This window comes from Tautonia sp. JC769 (assembly GCF_040717455.1).
GTDB lineage: Bacteria > Planctomycetota > Planctomycetia > Isosphaerales > Isosphaeraceae > Tautonia.
In genome coordinates this window covers 78,328-98,231 of the sequence record NZ_JBFEFH010000020.1, presented here as the reverse complement: position 1 = coordinate 98,231, position 19,904 = coordinate 78,328, and the positions used below count along the sequence as shown (strand labels likewise).

Here is a 19,904-nt window from a genome sequence, read left to right as displayed (position 1 = left end):
ACAGCGACACGGGGGCAGGACGGATGACCTGTCAGTATACCCCGGGGCCCCCCGGAGGACCAGCGGAGCCGCGGCTCGATTTCGGCCGGGCCCGTGCCGCGGCGGGCCGGAACCGCTACAATAGCGGGAGTGATGGAACCGTCCGGTGAGACCCGATCCGGCCCCGCCGGGCAGGCCGCCGCGGGCACGACCGACCGACCGAAGCACCAGGAGAGGCCGCAGACGATGACCACACGGAGAGTCCTTCGCTCAGCCCCCCGGACCGTCGCGGCCATGGCCGCGACGCTGGCCATCGCCGCGGGCATCACCATCTACGCGGTCCCGAAAGCCGGGAGGACCCCGGGAGCCAATCCCCCCCAGGAGCCGGGGGCCTCGGTGAACGCCGCCGCCTTGCCGCTCCAGGATGACGAGGCCGAGGCCGCCGACGCCGACGACCTCGGCCCGGCCGCGAAGCAGGACCTCTTCGCCGGCGGGATCGACTGGATCAACACGGCCAAGCCGATCAGCACGCAGGACCTGGTGGGCAAGGTCGTCCTGCTCGACTTCTGGACCTACTGCTGCATCAACTGCCACCACATCATCCCCGACCTGGAGAAGCTGGAGAAGAAGTACCCGAACGAGCTGGTGGTCATCGGCGTCCACTCGCCGAAGTTCGAGGCCGAGCGGGACTCGGAGAACATCCGCCAGAAGGTCCGGGAGTATCAGGTCAAGCATCCGGTCGTGAATGACGCCGACATGGCGATCTGGCGGCGCTTCGGCGTGAGGGCCTGGCCGACCCTGGCCCTGATCGACGCGAAGGGGAACTTCCGGGGGTCGATCAGCGGCGAGGGGCACTACGACAGGCTCGACGAGATCATCGGCAAGCTCGTGGCCCAGCACCGCGAGGAGGGGGTGCTGGACGAGACCCCGTTCGTCGTCTATGCCGAGAGCGACCGGCCGAGCGACGGCCCCCTGCTCTTCCCCGGCAAGGTGACGGCCGACCCGGAGAACGACCGGCTGTTCATCACCGACACGAGCCACCACCGGATCGTCGTGACCGACCTGGACGGCAAGGGGCAGTTCGTCATCGGCAACGGCCAGCTCGGGCTGGAGGACGGCGACTTCGCCGCGGCCCGGTTCAACCGGCCGCAGGGGACGCGCCTGGTCGACGGGGCCCTGTACGTGGCCGACACCGAGAACCACGCCATCCGCAAGGTGGACCTGGAGAGCCGGACCGTCGAGACGATCGCCGGGACGGGCGAGCAGTCGTACCGCCGCAACGGCGAGTTCCAGGGGACGGCGGAGGGCCTGAACAGCCCCTGGGACCTGATCCAGGTGCCGGGCACCTCGGAACTCATCATCGCCATGGCCGGGCCGCATCAGCTCTGGAAGCTGGACCTGGAGTCGGGCTTGGTGTCGGTCTGGGCCGGGTCGGGCCGCGAGGACATCACCGACGGCTCCTACGACACCGGGGCGTTTGCCCAGCCGAGCGGCCTGGCGACCGACGGCACGTATCTCTACGTGGCCGACTCCGAGGTCTCGGGCATCCGGCGCGTCTCGCTCTCGGGGGAGCAGGAGCCGCAGGTCGACACGGTCGTCGGCATGGGCCTGTTCGAGTTCGGCGACATCGACGGCACGGGAGACGAGGTCCGGCTCCAGCACTGCCTCGGCCTGGCCTACGGCGACGGCACCCTGTACGTCGCCGACACGTACAACAACAAGATCAAGGCATGCGATCCCGACGAGCGCTCGGTCACGTCGCTGGTCGGGACAGGTGAGGCCGGATCGTCCGACTCCGGGCCGACCTTCTACCAGCCGGGGGGCATCTCCCTGGGGGGCTCGACCCTGTACATCGCCGACACGAATAATCATGCCATCCGCGCCTATGACCTGGAGTCGGAGGAGGTGAGGACGCTGGCGATCGAGGGGATCAACCCTCCCGAGCCGCCGAAGCGGAAGCCGACCTTCGCCAACGCGACCGCGATCGACGTGCCCGAGGCCGAGGTCCGGCCCGGCGAGTCGTTCACGATCGACCTCGGCCTGACGATCCCCGGCTTCAAGCTCCAGCCCGACTCGCCGGTCCTGTTCCTGGTCGAGGCCCCCGAGGCGCCCGACGCCCTGGCCGACGGCGTCTCGGACACGGGCGAGACGGTCCTGCCCGAGGGGGATTCGATCCCCATTCCGGTCCCCCTGGCCAAAGCCTTCGCGCCCGGCGATGGGCTGACGCTGAAGGTCTCGGCCTCGATCTTCGCCTGTGCCGAGGTCGGCGGCTTCTGCACCGTCAAGCAGTACTCATGGACGGTGCCCGTCCGGTTCTCGGACGGCGGGGCCGAGGTCGTCCGGATCGCCCCGGAGGCGGCCGGCGAGGCGGAGGCGGAGTGAGGCGCGGCTAATTGGGTGGCGCCCCGCTCGACGGGGTGGCTGGACGCGACGCGACCCGGCGCCGGCCACCCCCCGATCAGGGGACTCCTCCATCCTCACCCCGGAGAATGAACTCCGATGTCCATATTCACATCCATCGCCCTGGCCGCCTTGATCCTGCCGATGTCTCCCTTCCCGCCCGAGGAGAACGGCATGAAGATTGGCCTGGCCCGGGCCGACATTCCCACTCTCTTCTTACATGGTGTGCGAAACGACTCGGGGGAGCTGCTCTTCCCCGTCAGGTACCAGATTCGCAACTACCGCCCGGCCTGGTACCGTATCAGGTTCGACTTCCGAGACGCGAAGCAGCCATTCCCCGCCGAGCCGATCGTCTCCTGGGAATCGTCCCCCTTCACCATCGGGGATTCAACGCATGCGAATTCCTACAAGATAATCCCGCTGGACTGCCCGCCGGGGAAGTACCGGATGACCGTTTCACTTGAGCACTTCATCGAGGGGATCGATCGGGAGACGCGCAATCCGTTCGCCTTCTGGGATTCGTTCTACGCTGACACGTATTCGCCGGTGACGATTCGGTGAGGGTGGGACGCGTCGCGGGCGGCCGGGAGCGGCGTCGGCGACGGTCGGCCCGGCGGGGCAGCCGGGGCGTCATGGCTCCGGCTGGGGCCGAGGGGGGCCGGGGGTGGCGGAGGGGTCCCAGGCGGTGAGGATGACGCGGGAGCCGCGGTCGAGGTCGAACGGCTCGGCGAAGACGACCCGGCCGTCGCGGCGCATGGAAAGCTCGTACGAGCCGGCGGGGAGTTTGCAGATGATCGGCTCGTAGCGGCGTTGGTCGATCCGGTAGACGACGCCGCCGACCGACACATCGACGTCCGATTCCGAGACGTGGATCACCGCCTCGCCGTTCGGGTCGCCGGCCTGGTTGACGACCCAGCCGAGGACGGAGACGCCGATCAGGCCGCTCATCATCGCCCGGGTGAAGGGGATGAGGAACGGGACCTTGACGACGAGTTCGGCGATGCTGGAGGAGATCACGAGTCCGACTCCTTGGGGGGGAGGTTGAGTGCTCGCGCCCGGGGCGGGGCTTGCCTCGCGCCGGGGGGCGGAGGGGGGCGGCGGCAACTCGGGATTCGGAGGGAAATCGGGCGGTGGGGCGGAAGCCGCGGGCGGGGGAAACCGGCTCGCGGACGACAATGCGTGCGTCCACGGGTGACGGCAAGGGAGGGTTAGTGTAGAGCCTCTGGCGCCTTACGTCAATTCGTTGCACAACAGAAGTTGAACCGGAATGAGGGTGCGATGGCGAGGGGCGGAAGACGGTGCGGAGCGGCCAGGGACCGGTCGGCGTATCGGATTCGGTCCGAATCGGTGGGTTCACGGTGTCTCGGCGGGTGCCCCGGGTTCCGCGCAACGGACCCCGGGCGGAGTCGCATGGGCCCGCCGCCCCCCGGCCCGGGGTCCGCTGCGCGGCCCCCGGGGCACCCGGCACCTCGGGCAACGCTCCTCATCATTATTCGATGTATCGCTTTCTGAATGACGAACAAACGTAAATGGTGCAAGGGGTGGTTGGGGAGCAACCGGGGCCACCCAGAAGTAGGAGCAACGCAAGGGTCGAGGGTGGACGCGGCACGGAGCGAGACCATTGATCCGGACGATTGGGATGACGCGGGTCAGGAGCGTCGGGCGGCGGCGGCCTGGGCACGGCGGGCGCGGCGATTCAACGGGGCGGAGGTGCCGGGGAGGCTCGGGAGGAGCGGGGCCGGGCGGCGGCTCGGGCCGGATTTGGGTTCGTTTCGCGCCGGCGGGGTCGGGCCGGGGGGAATGGGCATCGGGTCGGCCGGGGGCGGGGCGGCCGGGGCCTGGGCGACGGGTCGGGTGCGATCGGGCCGGGGGCCGGGAGGGGCGGCGGGGGTCGGCCGCGATTCGGCGGTGGCGGCGGTCGAGGGGACGAGCGATTGCAGGCGTCGCAGGGCGTCGAGGTGCCGGGAGAACTGGCGGCGGGCGTCGGCGGCGTAGCGTTCCAGGAGTCGGATCGCGGGCGGGTCGGTAGCGTCGAGGCCGAGCGCGGCGTCGGCCTGGGCGCGGTCGTCGCGGGCATTGAGGTAAGAATCGAGCCGCGAGCGGAGGGCGGCGGTCGCCCGGGCGATGAGGTCGAGGCCGGGGGCGGCGGTCGGGTCGTCGGAGTGGAGGTCCCAGGGGCCGGAGGTGTCTCGGGCCGAGGCGGGGACGCCGAGCAGGTCGAGGGCGCGTTGCCAGGTGTCGGGGTGCCAGCCGTCGAGCCGGGTGACGGCCTCGGCGACCTCGGCCCAGCGGTCGAGGAGCCAGCGGACGCCGTGCTTGCTCCGGAGCAACTGGGCCTGGATGCGGTCGGGCTGGTGGGGCAGTTTGGCGGCGAGGGCGGCGACCTCGGCGGCGCGGTCGTCGTCCCACGATTCGACGGCCCGATCGGCCTGCTCGGCCCTGGCGACGGAGATCCGGGCCACGCAGGCATCGAGGCGGACGGACTCGGCCACGAGTTGCTCGAAGTGCCACTGCTGCACGGAGCCTTCGGGGCGGTAGTCGCCGCGCCACTGGTCGGTCCGCTCGGCGATCGCCTCGGCCATCTCGGCCGGCGGTCGGCTGCTGAGCTTCGACAGTCCGTGCGTCTGGGCGTTCCGGCTCGACCGCGCCTTGCCTTCGGTGGACTTCGGCCCGGTGGACAGGAGGGCGTTCAGGCGGTTGGCGATCGTCTGCGACAGGGTGGTGGCCATGATGGTGGTCTTCCGAATGCGCCAGGATGCGAGGTCAACGGGAGGTACGGGGGGGCGGCATGAGCGGAGGCCCCTGTCTGATAAGATCAGGAAATGAGGGAGGCTTAATTGCGTTTTTCCGGGGGAAGCGGGATATTTTCTGGGGGACGGTATAGGGGAGCCCGGCTCACTCGCCTGTTTCTGGTCTCGACCCTGCGATTTGGCACGACCCGTGTCGCGAGGGCGAAGTGTTCGAATGCAGGCCAATAGTCGGATCGAGACATCCTTCGTGCGGCTGCGTTTTCGTGTCGGAGATTATCAGCATGAATTCTCATGAGAATTTTAACTTTCGGCAAAGGCGTCGTGCCTTTCGCTTGAGCGTTCGGGTGCTGATGGGGCTCGTCCTGCTCATCGGGGGTTGCTGGGGCTGGCTGATCAACTCCGCCCGGATCCAGCGGGAGGCGGTCGAGGAGATCGAACGGTCCAACGGCTTCGTCCGGTACGACTGGCAGGAGACGAACGGCGCGCACAACGGTGCCGTCAAGCCGGGATGGGCCCCGAGTTGGCTGTTCGACCGACTCGGCCCCGACGTCTTCGGCACGGTCGTGTCCGTCCACCTCAACGGTGCGGCGGATGACGACCTGCGTCTCCTCGCGCCACTCCGCCGGGTGAAGACGCTGAGCATTTTCACGGGCCCTCGCTTCTCCGATGAGGGGTTGAGGCACCTCGGCGGGTTGGATCGCCTGGAGGTTTTGTCGCTCAGCGACGATCTGGCGATCCGAGACGCCGGCCTGGAGCACTTGAAGGGGCTCCCCCGCCTGCGAGAGATCACCTTCGGCGGCGCCCGAGGCCCCTCCCGCCCTGAGGCCCCCGACATCGGCGACGCCGGGCTGGAGACCCTCGGCACGATTCGCAGTCTCCGGAAGGTCCATTTCCTGGCCGGGAATCCGACGATCAGCGACGATGCTCTGGAGCGACTCCGGGAGCGAAGGCCGGAACTTGTCGTCGTTCGTTGAGCCCTGAGGCGTCGCACGAATCAACAGCGTGTGGCCGGGGCAACGCGCAGCGTGCCCCGGGCTCGGACGCCCCTGACCCCGGGGCACGCTGCGCGTTGCCCCGGCCACACATCGATCAATGATTTTGCACAACAGCATAATTGAGCACCGATATCGATGCGGCTCCGCCCCATGCCGGGTGCTCCCTGTCCCCGCCGAGGGGAGGGTCCCTAGCGATGGGGGAGGGAGGGTCGGTAACGTATGGATTGGTCCGGGACGGGGATCGGGGCGGAGTGCCCTTCGGGCGAGGGTGAGGGGGGAGCGATGAACGAGCGTTATCCGATCGGGGTTGCTTCAAGGACTCGGCGGCTCGCGTTGCTTGGAATGGGATGGATCGTGCTGATGTGCAACGGTCAGGCCCGGGCCCAGGATGCGGAGGGGGAAGGGTCGGCGGCTCCGGAGATGGCTCCGGCGGCCAGGGACTTCTGGGATTCGGAGCTGGCCGGGAGGCTGGGGGGTTGGCTGGCGGGGCGGATGGAGCGGATGCCGGCGGCGGAGCAGCCGGAATGGTTCTTGATGTTTGCGGATATCTTGCGGGGGAGCCAACTGAATGCGTCGGATGGGTGGTTCCGAAGGCCGACGGGGGGGGGCGCGGTTCTCGTGGGAGGACGTTCGGGGCCGACTTGATCAGGACGCCAATGGATTGGTGACGCAGCAGGAGTGGCCGGGCACGGGGGAGGACTTCGCGGCGGTGGACCGGACGGAAGACGGGCTGATCACCGGGGAGGATTTCGATTGGTCGGAACACGCGCTGGCGGGGGGGCCGGGCACGGCCCTGTTCTATCTGGCCGATACCGATGGGAACGGGAAGGTGGGTCGGGCCGAGTTCCTGGCGCTGTTCGAGAGGCTGGATCGGGGGGATCTCGGGTTCCTCTCGCGGGACGAGCTGAAAGGGGTCTTCAATCAAGGCACGTTCAATCGCTTGATGATGGAACCGGGGATCAAGGGAGAGGGGCCGCCGCCTTCGCCGGAGGGGCCGAGCAAATCCACCTTGATTCGAGGACTGTTCACCCAGGAGATCGGGTCGATCTGGCCCGGGCCGGCCGTCGGCGAACCTGCGCCCGACTTCACCCTGGGATCGGTGGAGGGGGACCGCGACGTGACGCTCTCGGCCTACCGGGAACGGCTGGACAGGCCGGTGGTCCTAATCTTCGGCAACTTCACCTGCGGCCCGTTCCGGAGCCAGGCGGGGAATATCGAGAAGCTGTTCCGACGCTATCGGGACCGGGCCGGGTTCCTGCTGGTTTATGTGAGGGAGGCGCACCCGACGGACGGTTGGCATATGTTCGACAATTTCCGGCAGGGGTACACCCTGCCCCAGCCGACCGACGACGCCGGCCGGGTCGAGGTCGCCCGCCTCTGCCAGCGGACGCTCGACCTGGGGATGCCGATGGTCGTCGACGAAATCTCCGACCCGGTGGGGACGCTCTACAGCGGCATGCCCGCGCGGCTCTATCTGATCGACCGCGAGGGGGAGGTCGTCTTCAAGAGCGGCCGGGGCCCGTTCGGGTTCAAGCCGGCGGAGCTGGAACAGGCACTGGCCTTGTTGCTGATGCTCGAAACCGAGGAGTCTTCGCAGGTCGACGACGAGGCCGCCGACGAGGAGACGCGGTGACACGCACGGGAGGCCGGGGATGGCCGGGGCGACGCGCAGCGGGGCCCGATGTCGAAGGCTGACTCGACCGGGGCGCGTTGCCGGGAGCCATTCCAGTCATGCTCAAGGCCGACTCCCGACCTGAGATGGCCACGAGGACGTGGTCACGCCACGCAGCCGGGGGATCGCCGCCCCCCGACGAGGGGGCGGGCAAGCGCGGTCCGGCCTACAGAGTGTCGCCCTCGCGACGGCCGCCGCCCTGGTCGCTGGGGCGGCTGACGATCCGGTTCAGGAAGCTCTCGCCATCGACGAGTTCTCCCGCGAGGATGTCTTCCTCCGTGATTTTCGAGAGGAAGATGGTGTGCTGGCCGATGGTGCCGCGGCCCTGGTCGTAGACGATGTAGAGGGAGCCGTCGTCGCCGATCGTGGCCGAGGGGTAGCTGATCTGGCCGTCGTCGCACAGGAGGATTTTGTGGGGGAAGGTCCGGCCGTCGTCGTCGCTGAGGTAGGCGGTCATGCGGGTGCGGGGGGTCCGGGGCGATTCGATCTCGCGCTCCTGGCCGTGTTCATCGCGGTAGACGTAGATGGTTTTGCCGTTGTCGTCCTTCGTCTGGACGTCGTTCGCGACGAGCAGGACGCGGCCGGAGGGGAGGGTCTTGAGGATGCACTTGGTGTTGATCGAGAACTGCATCGGGAAGTAACCGCCCGGTTCCCAGGTCTTGCCGCCGTCGAACGACTCGGCGAACTTCTGGCCGCTGCGGGCGCGGTAGAAGGTGAAGAGGCTGCCGTCCTTGCGGATGATGGGCATCTGCTCGGCGAAGGAGGCGTCGGGATCGGCGGGGAGTTCGGAGACGAAGAGGGGGTCGCCGTCGGCGTCCTCCTTGAGGAAACGGATGCGGACGGCGTCGGGCGTGCCGACGAGCTTGAAGTCGTCCATCGAGCGCAGGATGGTGCCGTCGGGGAAGATCAAGGGTTTCATGACCGAGATGTTCGTGTTGGCGAGCAGGCGGGGGGCGCTCCACTCGGTGTGCTCGTCCTCCGGGTCGAGCATGGTGAATTCCCAGGCGGAGGTGGCGAAGTCGTCGTCGTGGCCCTTGAAGTCGATGTTCCTGAGGCCGATGAAGCGGATGTTGCCCTCCGGGTCCTTCCAGAGCAACGGGTCGGAGGCCCCGGCGCCGAGCAGGTCGCTGGGGTCGAAGACGAAGACCTCCTTCCAGGTCTTGCCGTCGTCGGCGGAGGTGGCGATGACGGAGAACTGGCCCTCGTGGAACGGCGCGCGTTCGGCCTGGGTATTCGAGCCGAACCAGGTTGCCCAGAGCCGGCCCCCCTCGGAGATTTCGATCTGCGGGCAGCCCTGGAAGACGCGCAGGTTGATCCGGTGCTTGTGGTGGGGGACCTGGCCTTCGAAATTGATTTTGGTCAGCGATGGCGGCGTCTTGCCCGTGATGCCGTAGGGGAAGGTTTGCGAGACGTCGTCGGGCGGTGGCATGGCGGTGTCGCCCAGGACGGAGGTCGGGTCGACCGTCTGGGCGTGCAGGGGGGCGGCGCCGACGAGGAGGATGAGTGACGCGGCAAGTCTGATCATGGGAAATCGTCTTTCGTGCATCGGTCGTGTGGCCGGGGATCAGGAGGGATCAGGCTTGGGATCGAAGCGGGGCCAGAAGAGGAGCAGTGCGAGGCAGCCGACGAGGGGGACGAGGCCGACGATGACGAGGCCGAGGCCGTAGCTGCGGGTCTGCTCGATGAGGCTGCCGATGCGGATCTGCCAGAGGCTGGAGGCGACCCAGCCCCAGGCGGCGAGGCCGCCGGAGAGGATGCCCATGCGTCGGGCCGAGAGTTCCTGGGTGAAGGCGTAGTAATACGGGTGCAGCCCGAGGATGCCGGCCCCGGCGATGAGGAGGAGCGTGACCATCAGGGCACCGTCGCCGGCGAAGGGGATGAGCGAGGCGCACAGGGCGAGCAGGGAGAAGAGGAGGTAGCCGAGGCGTCGGGCGCTGGAGACGCGCCAGCCGCGCAGCGCGAGCCGGGCCACGAGCAGGCCGGAGAGGATGCAGCCGACATCGGCGACGATGAAATATGCGGACATGATCCCCCGGGTGGCGAGCGTGCCGTAGCCGTGGTAGTCCTGGAGGAAGAGGCCGAGCCAGGCGCGGAGGAATTGCCAGCTGATCGTCAGGGAGGCGATGACCACGACGAGGACGGCGAGCCGGCGGAGGAGGATGCCGCGGTCGCCCGGGGTCGGGGCCGGGGCGGTGGAATAGCCGTGCGGCAGGCGCAGTTGCTGGCCTCGGATCACGATGAGCCAGACGGGGACCCAGGCGAGGCCGACGAGGCCGATCGACCAGAACGGGAATTCCCAGGAGAAGCCGGCGCGCTCGGCGGCCTCGATGTAGAGCGGGACGAGGACCGCGCCGATGGAGGCGCCGCTCTGGAGGATGCCGTTGCCCAGGGCGAGCCCCTGCGGCGGGAGGACGGCGCGGACGGTCAAGAGGGCGCAGGGCCAGTGGCCGGCCTCGAAGACGCCGAGGACGACCCGGCAGAGGAGGAGCCAGCGATAGGTGCCGGTGCCGGGCGCGTCGCCGGTCGTCTCGAACCAATCGATGATCCAGGGCTGGCCGGCGCCGGCGGTGGCGACGCCGGCGAGGGACCAGCCGATGAGGACGATCGGGTAGAGCCAGCGCGGGCCCCAGCGGTCGGCGAGGAGGCCGAAGAGGATCGAGCCGAAGGCGAAGGCGTAGCCGAAGCAGCCTTCGATCATGCCGACGCGGCCCTCGGTCAGCGCGTACTCGGCCTTGAGGGTGGGGAGGGTGACGGCGAGGGCCTGCCGGTCCATGTAGTTGAGCATGGTGGCCAGCAGCAGGACGCCGCAGATGAGCCAGACGCGGGCGCCGAGGGCGGGGGGGGTCAGAGATTCCACGAGTCACCTGAGCAGTTGATCATTCGTTGGAGATAACCGCCGACTCCCTCGGCGAAGGCGCGGAAGAGGGCCTCGCCCTTCTCCGCCGAGGCCGCGGCCGGGTGGCCGATGTGGCCCATCGGGCTGCGATCGCGCATGGTCCAGCCTCGGGAGGCGGGGGAGGCCCCGGCGCCGAAGGGGACCTCGGGCACGTCGCGGTAGTCGGGGGAGACCAGGTCGGGGCGGATGGCGAGGATCATGGAGGTTTCCCACTCGCAGGCGTGGCCCATGGCGGTTTGCGAGAGGCCGGGGATGGAGGCGGCCGGGTCGGCGCTCTCCCAGTAGGTGAGCGCCGTGAGCAGCAGGTCGTCGCGTTCGCGGTGGGTCTGGCGGAGTTCGAAGATCACCTGCTGCGAGGGGACGATGTTGCCGCCGTGGCCGTTGAGGAACGCGAATCGGCGGAAGCCGTGGACGAGGAGGTTCTCGGCGAGGTCGCGGAGCAGGTCGAGGTAGAGCCTCGGGGAGGCGGAGAGGGTCCCGGGCATGTCGAGATGGTGATGCGAGTTGCCGAGCCACTGCAAGGGGGCGAAGAGGACGCCGTCGGCGACGGGGGATTCCTTCACGCGGCGAAGGACCTCGCCGAGGAGCAGGCTGTCGGTGAAAACCGGCAGGTGATGGCCGTGCTGTTCGAGCGCGGCGATGGGGAAGACGACCGGGGTGTCTCGGTCGAGGGCGGCCACGGCGGGCCAGTTCAGGTCGGTCAGTTCCATTGCGGGCGGCCTCGGGGCTCCTCGTGCGTTTGCGCAACAAAGTTCAAAGAGTCTACGGAGCGGCGATGGCGCGTGCCAGATGCTTCCCGGGGAGCGTGCCCGGGGGGATCGATCGGGGGGCGGGTTGGTGCCCCGGCGAGGGGGAGACGCGCGGGGGTCCGAGGCTCATCGACGGCCCGGGGGCGAAACTGTAGGATGGGCACGTCCCCGCCGGATCGGGGGCGGGCCCGGCGGCGGGGAGGGATTCGCGAGAGCCCGGCGCCGCGATCGGCCCGACGGTCGATCGCGCGCGAGGGCCGCGCCGACCGTGTCCGATCCTCGACCGCGAACCGACCAAGAAAATGCAAACCAAGGCATTTAATGATGGATGATCCCGGCTCCGACGACGCCCCTGATCCCGGCCCCAGGCCCTCGGGCCGCTTCGACGTGGTGCTCCGGCTGATGAACCACCTGGCGACCCGGTGGGCGACGCCGGGGTCGGGGCGGGTGGCGGTGTGCAGCCCGCTGGTGGGGCTGGTCGCGGGGCTGGGGGCGGTCGCGTTCCTGCTGCTGCTGGAGGAGGTCTCGCGGGGGTTGCTGGGGGAGTGGATGGGGCTGCAGCCGCCGCCGACGGGCGAGGGGAGGCCGCACCCGATCGCCTTGCCGGGGACCTGGTGGCTGGTCCTGCTGATCCCGACGCTCGGCGGCCTGGTCTCCGGGGTGCTGGTCTTCACCTGGGCCCCCGAGGCCGAAGGGCACGGCACCGACGCCCTGGTCCGCGCCTTCCACCGGGGCGGCGGTCAGATCCGGGGGCGGGTGCCCCTGATCAAGGGGTTGTCGTCGATCATCACCATCGGATCGGGAGGCTCGGCGGGATCGGAAGGGCCGATCGCCCAGGTCGGCGCCGGGTTCGGCTCGTTCCTGGCCCGGTTGCTGAGGCTGACGCCCGACGAGCGTCGGCTCTTGATGCTCGCGGGGGCCGCGGGGGGGATCGGGGCGATCTTCCGGGCGCCGCTGGGCGGGGCCTTATTCGCATGTGAAGTCCTCTACATGACGGCGGCGATGGAGTCGGCGGCGCTCCTGCCGTGCCTCGCGAGCGCGATCGTGGCGTACTCGACCTTCGCGCTGTTCATCACGCCGAGGCCGATCTTCCTCGTGCCGAACCTGGAGTTCCACGGGCTGCCGGAGCTGCCGCTGTTCGCCCTGCTCGGGCTGGCGTGCGCGGGGGTCGGCTGGCTGTACGTGCGGATCTTCTACGGGATGCGCGATCATGTGTTCGGCCCCATGCGCTTGCCGAAGCACGTGAAGCCGGCCGTCGGCGGGCTCTTGCTGGGGGCCATGGCGCTGGCCTTCCCGCAGCTCCTGACTGGCGGCTACGGCTGGGTGCAGTGGGGGGCGATCGGCCTGCCCCCCTCGCTGGCGATGCCCGATCAGGAGGTTTTCCGGCCGGGCATGGGGGTGCTGTTGCTCCTGGTCCTGGCGTTGCTGAAGACGGTGGCCACGGGGTTGACGATCAGCTCGGGGGGGAGCGGGGGCGTGTTCGGCCCGTCGATCTTCATCGGCGGGATGCTCGGCGGCGCGCTCGGGCAGTTGCTCGACGCCGCGCTGCCGAACTGGGATCTGGACCCGGCCGCCTTCGCGCTGGTGGGGATGGGGGGGTTCTTCGCGGGGGTGTCGAAGGCGCCGCTGGCCTCGATCGTGATGGTCTGCGAGATGAGCGGGTCGTACAGCCTGCTCGTCCCCTTGATGCTGGTGTGCGGCCTGAATGTGGGGCTCTCGCGGCGGTGGACGATTTATGAGGAGCAGGTGGCCTCGCCGGTGGACAGCCCGGCGCATCAGGGGGATTTCGTGGTGGACGTGCTGGAGCGGATCCGGGTCGATCAGGTGCGCGTGCGGACCGAAGGGTTGGAGGTCGTGCCCGAGGCGACCCCCTTCGGCCAGGTCGTGCATCGGGTGGCGCGGTCGAGCGAGACGCTGTTCCCGGTGGTCGACCGCGAGGGGTTGCTGACCGGGATTTTCTCGCTGAGGGACGTGCGCCTCGCCCTGCTGGGCATGGACAACCTCAGTATGCTGGTCATCGCAGAGGACATCGCCCGCCCCCCCCTGACCGTCACCCCCGAGGACGACCTGCACACGGCCCTGAAGCGCATGACGGAGCTGAACGTCGACGAGTTGCCCGTGGTCGCCGCCGACGGGCCGAACCGGCTGGTGGGACTGCTCGGCCGAAAGGATCTGGTGAAGGCGTACACGGCCCAGATCGATGCGCTCCGGTCCCCCACCGAGCCGAACGCCGTCTGACGGACGCGTCCGTCGCCTCCGGGAGCCGGCCGGGGCGGGGTCGACGCCGGGCCGGAACGTTCGTTCAGCGGGAGGCGTCGAGGGCCTCGGCGAGGGCGGAGCGGAGGATCGGATCGGCGCCGGGGGCGACCCAGCACCACTCGGAGAGGTTGGTGTCGGACTCGGAGGCGGCCCGGTCGGTGGGGATGTAACCGGGGGCGCACTCGCCGTAGCCGAGGGCCATGATGAACTGGTCGGGGCGGAGCTGCTGGGCGAGGAGCTGGAATTCGACGTAGGACTCGCCGGGGAGGAGGACGAGCTGGGCGGGGCCGAAGTCGAGGGCGGGCATGTCGATCGGCCGGCCGGAGTCGCAGCGCTGCTGCCAGCTCAGGCCGAGGGCGGCGAGGCACTGGCCGAAGGGCCTCGGGTCGTGCTTCAGGCGGTCGAGGAGGGCGTCGGGGGCGAAGGCGTCGGTGGTTCGGGGGGGGAGGACGAGGGGGACGGAGCGGAAAGAAACCCGTTCGAGGGGGGATCGGACCGTCGATTGCCAGGAGGCGATCATGGCGCGGTGGAGGCGGTCGGCGAGGATGTCGCGGTGCTCGGGCGAGCCGTCGTTGTACTTGCCGGCGGTGACGTTGCCGCTGCATCCGGAGCAGTACATCTGGAAGACGCTGGGATCATCGGCCTGGCGGCGGGTGCGGGCGAGGCCGACGAAGTCGCTGGAGACGAGGCCGCGGCCGTAGGTGCTCATGGGGTGGACGGCGTAGGCGTGCAGGGCGGCGAGGGCTTGGTCGTCGTGCCAGAAGCTGAGCGTGCGCAGGAGGGGGTCGATGACTCCCTCGGGCTGGGATTGGGCGTAGGGGTCGCGGGTGGCGCTGCCCCGGGAGAAGGAAGGGGTCCCATCGGAGAGGAGGTAGCGGCGGTTGGAGGCGACCCGATCGACCGGGGCGCTGCCGAGGCCGATCTCCGTCACCGGGCGGGCGGAGGGGAGGCTTGCCTTCAGGTCGGCGGCGACGCGATTGACGGCGTGTTCATGAAAGTCGGGGTCGCAGATGCTGCCTTTTGCGCCGTGGGCGCGGAGGAGACGCTCGGCGGCGAGGTCGACGACGGGGGCGTCGTGCTGGTGGATGCTGTTGACGAGGACGCGATCGGGGGTGGTGCCGGCGGCATCGGCCAGGAGGGATCGCCAGCGGTCGAAGGCGTCGTTGCGGATCTCGCACCAGTCGACGGCGACGACGACCAGGGGGCGATCGGGGCCGAGCAGCACTATGCCGCGGGCCAGGAGGGGATCGACGACCTCGGACGCGGGCTCGACCCCGCCGCCCATGCAGGGGTGGCCGAGGGGGATGGTGACGTCGGTCGAGAAGGTGGCGAGGCGGAAGCCCTGCGTCGGGGTCGCCCCGCGCGAGGTCCCGGCCAGGCTGCCGGCGAGGGCGGCGAGGCCGCCGAGGGCGGCGCGACGGGTGACGGAGGGGTTATTGCTCATAGTGATACTTCGATGGGATGGAGGCGAATGCGAAGGTGGGGACAACGCCGCACGAGGCAATTGATCGGACCTGGGCTGTCGAGGCCGCCGGGCGAGCACCGGCGCCTCGTGTCGCTGCGCGACCCGGACGACGCGGGGCGTCGTCCGGGCCACCCGAGTCGTCCGGGGCCACCCGAGATCCCGGGCCACCCGAGATCCCGGGCCACCCGAGATCGCTGGCGACTCGCGTGGGGGGCTTCGGTGGTTCCCATCAAGGGGTGGCCACCTTCCAGGCGGGGGCGGGAGGGGCGTCGACGTCGATCCAGGAGCGGAAGGAGGCGTCATCGACGTTCCGGCCGCTGAGGACGACGACGAGGTCGCCGGAGGTGCCCGGGTCGACGCGGCCGTCGAGCAGGGCGGCGACCCCGATCGCGCCGGAAGGCTCGACGCGGAGGCCGTGCTGGTCGTAGAGCCATCGCATGGCGGCGCGGGTGGCGGGGTCGGGCACGGAGACGGCACGGGTGACGAGGCGCCGGAGGATCGGCCAGTTGTGCTCGCCGACGTCGTAGGAGAGCAGGCCGTCGCAGATGCTCCGGGGGTGGTCGAGGCGGACGCGGCGGTTGAGTTCGAGCGATTGGCGGAAGTCGTCGGCGTCGGAGGGTTCGACCGAGATGATCCGGCTGGAGGGGAAGCCGTCGGCGATCGCCAGGGCCATGCCGGCCATGAGGCCGCCGCCGCTGACCGGGCAGAGGAAGGTGGAGAGGTCACGCCCGGCGTGCTTCAAATCACGGACGATCTCCAGGCCGCCGACGCCGTTGCCGGCGATGACGTGCGGGTCGTCGTAGGGGGAGGCCTGGACGGCCCCTTCGGTCTGGACGATTGCGCGGGTCAGGCGGTCGCGCTCGCCGGTTTCGTGGTCGCGGGAGATGTCGTAGGTGCGGATCTCGGCGCCGAAGGCACGGGTCCTGTCGAACTTGACGCGGGGGGCGGTCTCGGGCATGACGACGATGACCCGTCGCCCGAAACACATGCCGGCGTAAGCGATTCCCGAGGCGAAGTTGCCGGACGAGTGGGCCGCGACGGGGCGGTCGCCGATGGCGTCGAGGTGGTGCGCCATCCAGTTGAGGGCGCCGAGGAGTTTGAACGACCCGGACGGGGTCCAGCCGAAGTCCTTCAGCCAGACGCGGCGGTCGGGGGAGAGGCCCAGGGCCCGCTCCAGGGAGTAGGATCGGATCAAGGGTGCCGGAGAGACGTGAGGCCGCACCAAAGGTTCGGCGGCGAGGACCGCGTCGATGGCAAGTGGGGGGGGCGTCATCGTTCAGCCTCGTCCTCGTCGCCGCGACCCGAAGCCCGGGGGATGAATCGATCGATCAGGAGAGGATACCCTGGATCGGCCGGCCGAGGCAGAGGGCGAGGGGGCGGCCGAGGGTGTCGACCAGCTCCAGCTCGGGGTCGACGCCGAGGCAGTGGTAGATGGTGGCGGCGATGTCGGCGGGGGTGACGGGGTCGCGGGAGGGGTGGGCGGCCCAGCGGTCGGAGGCCCCGTAGACGGTGCCGCCCTGGATGCCGGCGCCGGCGAGGACGGTGGAGAAGCAGTGGGCCCAGTGGTCGCGGCCGTCTCGGCCGGCGCCGGCGCCGCCGACGACGGACTGGCCGACCTTGGGGGTGCGGCCGAACTCGCCGGTCCAGACGACGAGGGTCTCGTCGAGCAGGCCGCGGGCCTCCAGGTCGTCGAGCAGGGCGGAAAACGCCTGGTCGGCCGGGGGCATGAGGCGGTCCTTCAGGTCGACGAAGTTGCGGTTGTGCGTGTCCCAGTAGACGCTGACGTTGGTGATGCCGTCGTTCTGCCAGAAGACGGTCGTCAGCGGCACGCCGGCCTCGACGAGGCGGCGTGCCTGCAGGACGGCCTGGCCGTGGGCGTGCATGCCGTAGCGCTCGCGGAGGCGGGGGTCTTCCTTCGAGAGGTCGAAGGCGTCCATCGCGCGGCGGTCGGTGAGCAGGGCGTGGGCGCGCTGGTAGTGGGAGGCCATGGCGTCGACCTGGGGAGATTGCTCCAGGTGTCGGGCCTGCTGCTCGACGAGTTGGAGGAGTCCCTGGCGGACGTCGCGGCGGGTCGGGCCGACCTCGGCGGGGAGGCGGAAGTCGCCGACGTCGTAATCGGGGAGGCTGGGGTCGTGGTCGATCGAGAACGGGTTGAGGGCCGGGCCGAGCCAGCCGGCCCCCTGGCCGTGGCTCTGCTCGACGAAGCGGGGGGCGCCGTCGGTGCTGACGGGCATGAACTGGACGTACGGGGGCAAGGGGGAGCGGCGGTTGAAGTGGTCGATGTGTTCGAGGACGGCGCCGTAGTGGGGCCAGTCCTCGTTCATCGGGCCGCCGCCGGGCCGGGGGATGGGGCGGCCGGTGAGCAGCTCGTGGGTGGCGGTGGTGTGGTTGACGTCGCGGTGGTGCACGGATCGGATGACGGCGAGCTTGTCGCAGCGGGTGGCCAGGCGGGGGAAGTGCTCGGAGATCATCAGGCCGGGGACGTTCGTCTCGATCGGCTTGAATTCGCCGCGGACCTGGTCGGGGGCCTCGGGCTTCAGGTCCCAGGTTTCTTGCTGGGCGGGGCCGCCCCACATGAACAGGAGGATGCACGCCTTGGCCTTGCCGAAGCTCGAGGGCGGGGCCATGACGGAGGCGGATCGGGCCCGGGCGTTGAGGAGGGTAGGGAGGTTCATGCCCAGGAGGCCCAGCCCCCCGGCGCGGAGGAACTCGCGGCGCGAGCGTTGCAGGCCCGATCGGAACGGTGCGCAGCCTCGATTGACTCCCCGCATCATGCAAGACCTCCGCCGTGACTCGTCCCCCCCGATCGATCGACCCACGACCCGCCGGCCCCCGGGAGGGAGATCAACATCAGTTCAACCTATCCGAATGGGGTGGCATCGGGCAAGGTGGGCCTGAGGATGGGAAGGGGGATTGCAAGGGTCGGTCGAGTCGTCCTGTAGGGTGCGGTCGAGTCCTCGGAGACGCACCGATCCGCGTTGGAATCCGGAGGTGCGTCTTCGAGGACTCGACGGCACCCTACGAGAAAATTCGGAGCGCCGGAACGAAAGAGCCGGTTAGCTCTGGAGCGCGGCGATGAGGTCGACGAGGGCCTTCTTGCCGTCGGCGAAGTACATCAGGGTGTTGTCGGCGGCGAAGAGGGGGTTGGGGATGCCGGCGAAGCCGGGGGAGAGGGAGCGCTTGACGACGATGACGGTGCGGGCCTTGTCGACGTCGAGGATGGGCATGCCGGCGATCGGGCCGGTGGGGTCGGTGCGGGCGTCGGGGTTCACGACGTCGTTGGCGCCGATGACGATGGCCACGTCGGTCTGCTCGAACTGGGGGTTGGCCTCGTCCATGGTGAGGAGCTTTTCATAGGGGATGTCGGCCTCGGCGAGCAGGACGTTCATGTGGCCGGGCATGCGGCCGGCGACGGGGTGGATGGCGAAATCGACCCGGACGCCGCGCGATTCGAGCAGGTTGGCCAGGTCGCGGACCGAGTGCTGCGCCTGGCTGACGGCCAGGCCGTAGCCGGGGACGATCATCACCCGCTGGGCGATCTCGAGGATCATGGCGATCTCCTCGGATCCGGCCGACTTGACCCGGCCGGCGTAGACGTCGTCTCCCTTGCCGCCGCCCGGCTGGGCCGCGACGGCGCCGACGCCGCCGAAGAGGACGTTGGTGAGCGACCGGTTCATCGCGTCGCACATGATCCGGGTGAGGATCAGGCCCGAGGCGCCGACGAGCGACCCGGCGATGATCAGCATCGTGTTGTTCAGCACGAACCCGGTGGCGCAGGCGGCCAGGCCGGAGTAGGAGTTCAAGAGGGCGATCACGACCGGCATGTCGGCCCCGCCGATCGGGATGACGGCCAGGACGCCCAGCGTCGAGGCGACGATCACGAGGCCCCAGTAGGCGAGCGGTTGGTCGGGGTAGACGGCGACGGCCGCGGCCAGGGCAATCGTGGCGAGGAGCAAGACCAGGTTGACCGCGTGGCGGCCGGGGAAGAGGATCGGGTTGCCCGAGATCAGCTCTTGCAGCTTGGCGAAGGCGACGAAGCTGCCCGAGAGCGTGACGGCCCCGATCAGGCCCGAGACGGCCGTGGCGATGGTGAGCTGGGAGGTGACGTCGCGTTCGGTCAGGCCGACGGCCTCGATCAGGGCGGCCCCGGCGACGAGGATCGAGGCGCCGCCGCCGAAGCCGTTGAGCACGGCGACGAGCTGCGGCATGGCGGTCATCGGGATGCGGACGGCGAGCACGGCGCCGACGATCGAGCCGAGGGCGAGGCCGACGAGGATGCCGCCGAAGCCGATGATCTCCTGATTGAGCAGGGTGACGACGACGGCGATGAGCATGCCCAGCGCGCCCATCAGGTTCCCCCGGACGGCGGTCCGGGGGTGGCTGAGCCCCTTCAGGCCGAGGATGAACAGGGCGGAGGCGACGAGGTAGGCCAGGTTGATCAGCGATGTGGACACGGTTCAGCTCTTCCGTCGAAACATCCCGAGGATGCGATGGGTGACGAGGAATCCGCCCACCACGTTGATCGTCGCCAGCGCCACCGCCAGCACGCCCAAGACCGAGGTCAGGGTCGAATATTGCAGGCCCGCCGAGAGGATCGCGCCGACCAGGGTGATGCCCGAGATCGCGTTCGACCCGGACATGAGCGGCGTGTGCAGGGTGGGGGGGACCTTCGTGATGACCTCGAAGCCCACGAAGAGGGCGAGCACGAAGATCGTCAGGGAGAAGACGAGGATTTCCAT

General features: G+C 69.6%; 14 protein-coding genes and 1 pseudogene. 5 read left to right on the top strand and 10 right to left on the bottom strand.

Annotation, left to right across the window (positions count from 1 at the left end; all coding sequences use genetic code 11):
* Positions 1 to 225: 225 nt before the first annotated feature.
* Positions 226 to 2,361, top strand: coding sequence for a thioredoxin-like domain-containing protein (locus AB1L88_RS18800; protein WP_367098226.1), 2,136 nt, complete (start codon positions 226 to 228; stop codon positions 2,359 to 2,361).
* A gap of 117 nt (positions 2,362 to 2,478) precedes the next feature.
* Positions 2,479 to 2,940: a hypothetical protein gene (locus tag AB1L88_RS18795; protein WP_367098225.1), complete on the top strand. Its 462-nt coding sequence runs from the start codon at positions 2,479 to 2,481 to the stop codon at positions 2,938 to 2,940.
* A 69-nt stretch (positions 2,941 to 3,009) separates the two neighbouring features.
* Here the strand turns inward: AB1L88_RS18795 and AB1L88_RS18790 are convergent, their stop codons facing one another.
* Together AB1L88_RS18790 and AB1L88_RS18785 are read right to left on the bottom strand one after the other, a co-directional pair.
* A complete protein-coding gene (locus tag AB1L88_RS18790) occupies positions 3,010 to 3,396 on the bottom strand; it encodes a hypothetical protein (protein ID WP_367098224.1) in 387 nt (128 codons plus the stop codon).
* 632 nt (positions 3,397 to 4,028) lie between these two features.
* Positions 4,029 to 5,108 carry a hypothetical protein gene (locus AB1L88_RS18785; RefSeq protein WP_367098223.1) on the bottom strand — a complete coding sequence of 360 codons (1,080 nt, stop codon included), beginning with the start codon at positions 5,106 to 5,108 and terminating at the stop codon, positions 4,029 to 4,031.
* Positions 5,109 to 5,461: 353 nt separating this feature from the next.
* On the opposite strand from AB1L88_RS18785, the gene AB1L88_RS18780 reads away from it, so the two are divergent.
* Positions 5,462 to 6,103 (top strand): hypothetical protein, encoded by a 642-nt coding sequence (locus AB1L88_RS18780; RefSeq protein WP_367098222.1) that lies wholly within the window; start codon positions 5,462 to 5,464, stop codon positions 6,101 to 6,103.
* A gap of 303 nt (positions 6,104 to 6,406) precedes the next feature.
* Positions 6,407 to 7,757, top strand: a pseudogene (locus tag AB1L88_RS18775) (deiodinase family protein).
* Between the two features lie 205 nt (positions 7,758 to 7,962).
* On the opposite strand, the gene AB1L88_RS18770 reads toward AB1L88_RS18775, so the two are convergent.
* The 3 genes from AB1L88_RS18770 to AB1L88_RS18760 are packed head-to-tail and all read right to left on the bottom strand — an operon-like array spanning position 7,963 to position 11,402.
* Positions 7,963 to 9,321, bottom strand: coding sequence for a sialidase family protein (locus AB1L88_RS18770; RefSeq protein ID WP_367098221.1), 1,359 nt, complete (start codon positions 9,319 to 9,321; stop codon positions 7,963 to 7,965).
* Between the two features lie 39 nt (positions 9,322 to 9,360).
* Positions 9,361 to 10,653, bottom strand: a complete 1,293-nt coding sequence (locus AB1L88_RS18765) for an MFS transporter (protein ID WP_367098220.1) — start codon at positions 10,651 to 10,653, stop codon at positions 9,361 to 9,363.
* On the bottom strand, positions 10,641 to 11,402 hold the full coding sequence (locus AB1L88_RS18760; RefSeq protein ID WP_367098219.1) for a creatininase family protein: 762 nt from the start codon (positions 11,400 to 11,402) through the stop codon (positions 10,641 to 10,643). The genes AB1L88_RS18765 and AB1L88_RS18760 overlap by 13 nt, the downstream gene beginning before the upstream one ends.
* 360 nt (positions 11,403 to 11,762) lie before the next feature.
* On the opposite strand from AB1L88_RS18760, the gene AB1L88_RS18755 reads away from it, so the two are divergent.
* Positions 11,763 to 13,679 (top strand): chloride channel protein, encoded by a 1,917-nt coding sequence (locus AB1L88_RS18755; protein ID WP_367098218.1) that lies wholly within the window; start codon positions 11,763 to 11,765, stop codon positions 13,677 to 13,679.
* A 64-nt stretch (positions 13,680 to 13,743) separates the two neighbouring features.
* Here AB1L88_RS18755 and AB1L88_RS18750 read toward each other — a convergent pair whose 3' ends face one another.
* The 5 genes from AB1L88_RS18750 to AB1L88_RS18730 form a co-directional block, all read right to left on the bottom strand.
* The gene (locus tag AB1L88_RS18750) at positions 13,744 to 15,144 is read right to left on the bottom strand and encodes a hypothetical protein (RefSeq protein WP_367098217.1); all 1,401 of its coding nucleotides are present in this window, start codon (positions 15,142 to 15,144) and stop codon (positions 13,744 to 13,746) included.
* A gap of 250 nt (positions 15,145 to 15,394) precedes the next feature.
* Positions 15,395 to 16,438 (bottom strand): threonine/serine dehydratase, encoded by a 1,044-nt coding sequence (locus AB1L88_RS18745; protein WP_367098216.1) that lies wholly within the window; start codon positions 16,436 to 16,438, stop codon positions 15,395 to 15,397.
* A 55-nt stretch (positions 16,439 to 16,493) separates the two neighbouring features.
* Positions 16,494 to 17,939 carry a DUF1501 domain-containing protein gene (locus AB1L88_RS18740; RefSeq protein WP_367098215.1) on the bottom strand — a complete coding sequence of 482 codons (1,446 nt, stop codon included), beginning with the start codon at positions 17,937 to 17,939 and terminating at the stop codon, positions 16,494 to 16,496.
* A 282-nt stretch (positions 17,940 to 18,221) separates the two neighbouring features.
* A complete protein-coding gene (locus AB1L88_RS18735) occupies positions 18,222 to 19,619 on the bottom strand; it encodes an NAD(P)(+) transhydrogenase (Re/Si-specific) subunit beta (protein WP_367098214.1) in 1,398 nt (465 codons plus the stop codon).
* A gap of 3 nt (positions 19,620 to 19,622) precedes the next feature.
* Complete coding sequence (locus tag AB1L88_RS18730; protein ID WP_367098213.1) at positions 19,623 to 19,904, bottom strand: NAD(P) transhydrogenase subunit alpha; 282 nt, start codon at positions 19,902 to 19,904, stop codon at positions 19,623 to 19,625.

Excerpts from the sequence above, each read along its gene's own strand:
- AB1L88_RS18800 (WP_367098226.1), top strand. The coding sequence starts at position 226 with ATGACCACACGGAGAGTCCTTCGCTCAGCCCCCCGGACCGTCGCGGCC.
- AB1L88_RS18795 (WP_367098225.1), top strand. The coding sequence starts at position 2,479 with ATGTCCATATTCACATCCATCGCCCTGGCCGCCTTGATCCTGCCGATG.
- AB1L88_RS18785 (WP_367098223.1), bottom strand. The coding sequence starts at position 5,108 with ATGGCCACCACCCTGTCGCAGACGATCGCCAACCGCCTGAACGCCCTC.
- AB1L88_RS18770 (WP_367098221.1), bottom strand. The coding sequence starts at position 9,321 with ATGATCAGACTTGCCGCGTCACTCATCCTCCTCGTCGGCGCCGCCCCC.
- AB1L88_RS18760 (WP_367098219.1), bottom strand. The coding sequence starts at position 11,402 with ATGGAACTGACCGACCTGAACTGGCCCGCCGTGGCCGCCCTCGACCGA.
- AB1L88_RS18755 (WP_367098218.1), top strand. The coding sequence starts at position 11,763 with ATGATGGATGATCCCGGCTCCGACGACGCCCCTGATCCCGGCCCCAGG.
- AB1L88_RS18750 (WP_367098217.1), bottom strand. The coding sequence starts at position 15,144 with ATGAGCAATAACCCCTCCGTCACCCGTCGCGCCGCCCTCGGCGGCCTC.
- AB1L88_RS18745 (WP_367098216.1), bottom strand. The coding sequence starts at position 16,438 with ATGACGCCCCCCCCACTTGCCATCGACGCGGTCCTCGCCGCCGAACCT.
- AB1L88_RS18740 (WP_367098215.1), bottom strand. The coding sequence starts at position 17,939 with ATGATGCGGGGAGTCAATCGAGGCTGCGCACCGTTCCGATCGGGCCTG.
- AB1L88_RS18730 (WP_367098213.1), bottom strand. The coding sequence starts at position 19,904 with ATGGAAATCCTCGTCTTCTCCCTGACGATCTTCGTGCTCGCCCTCTTC.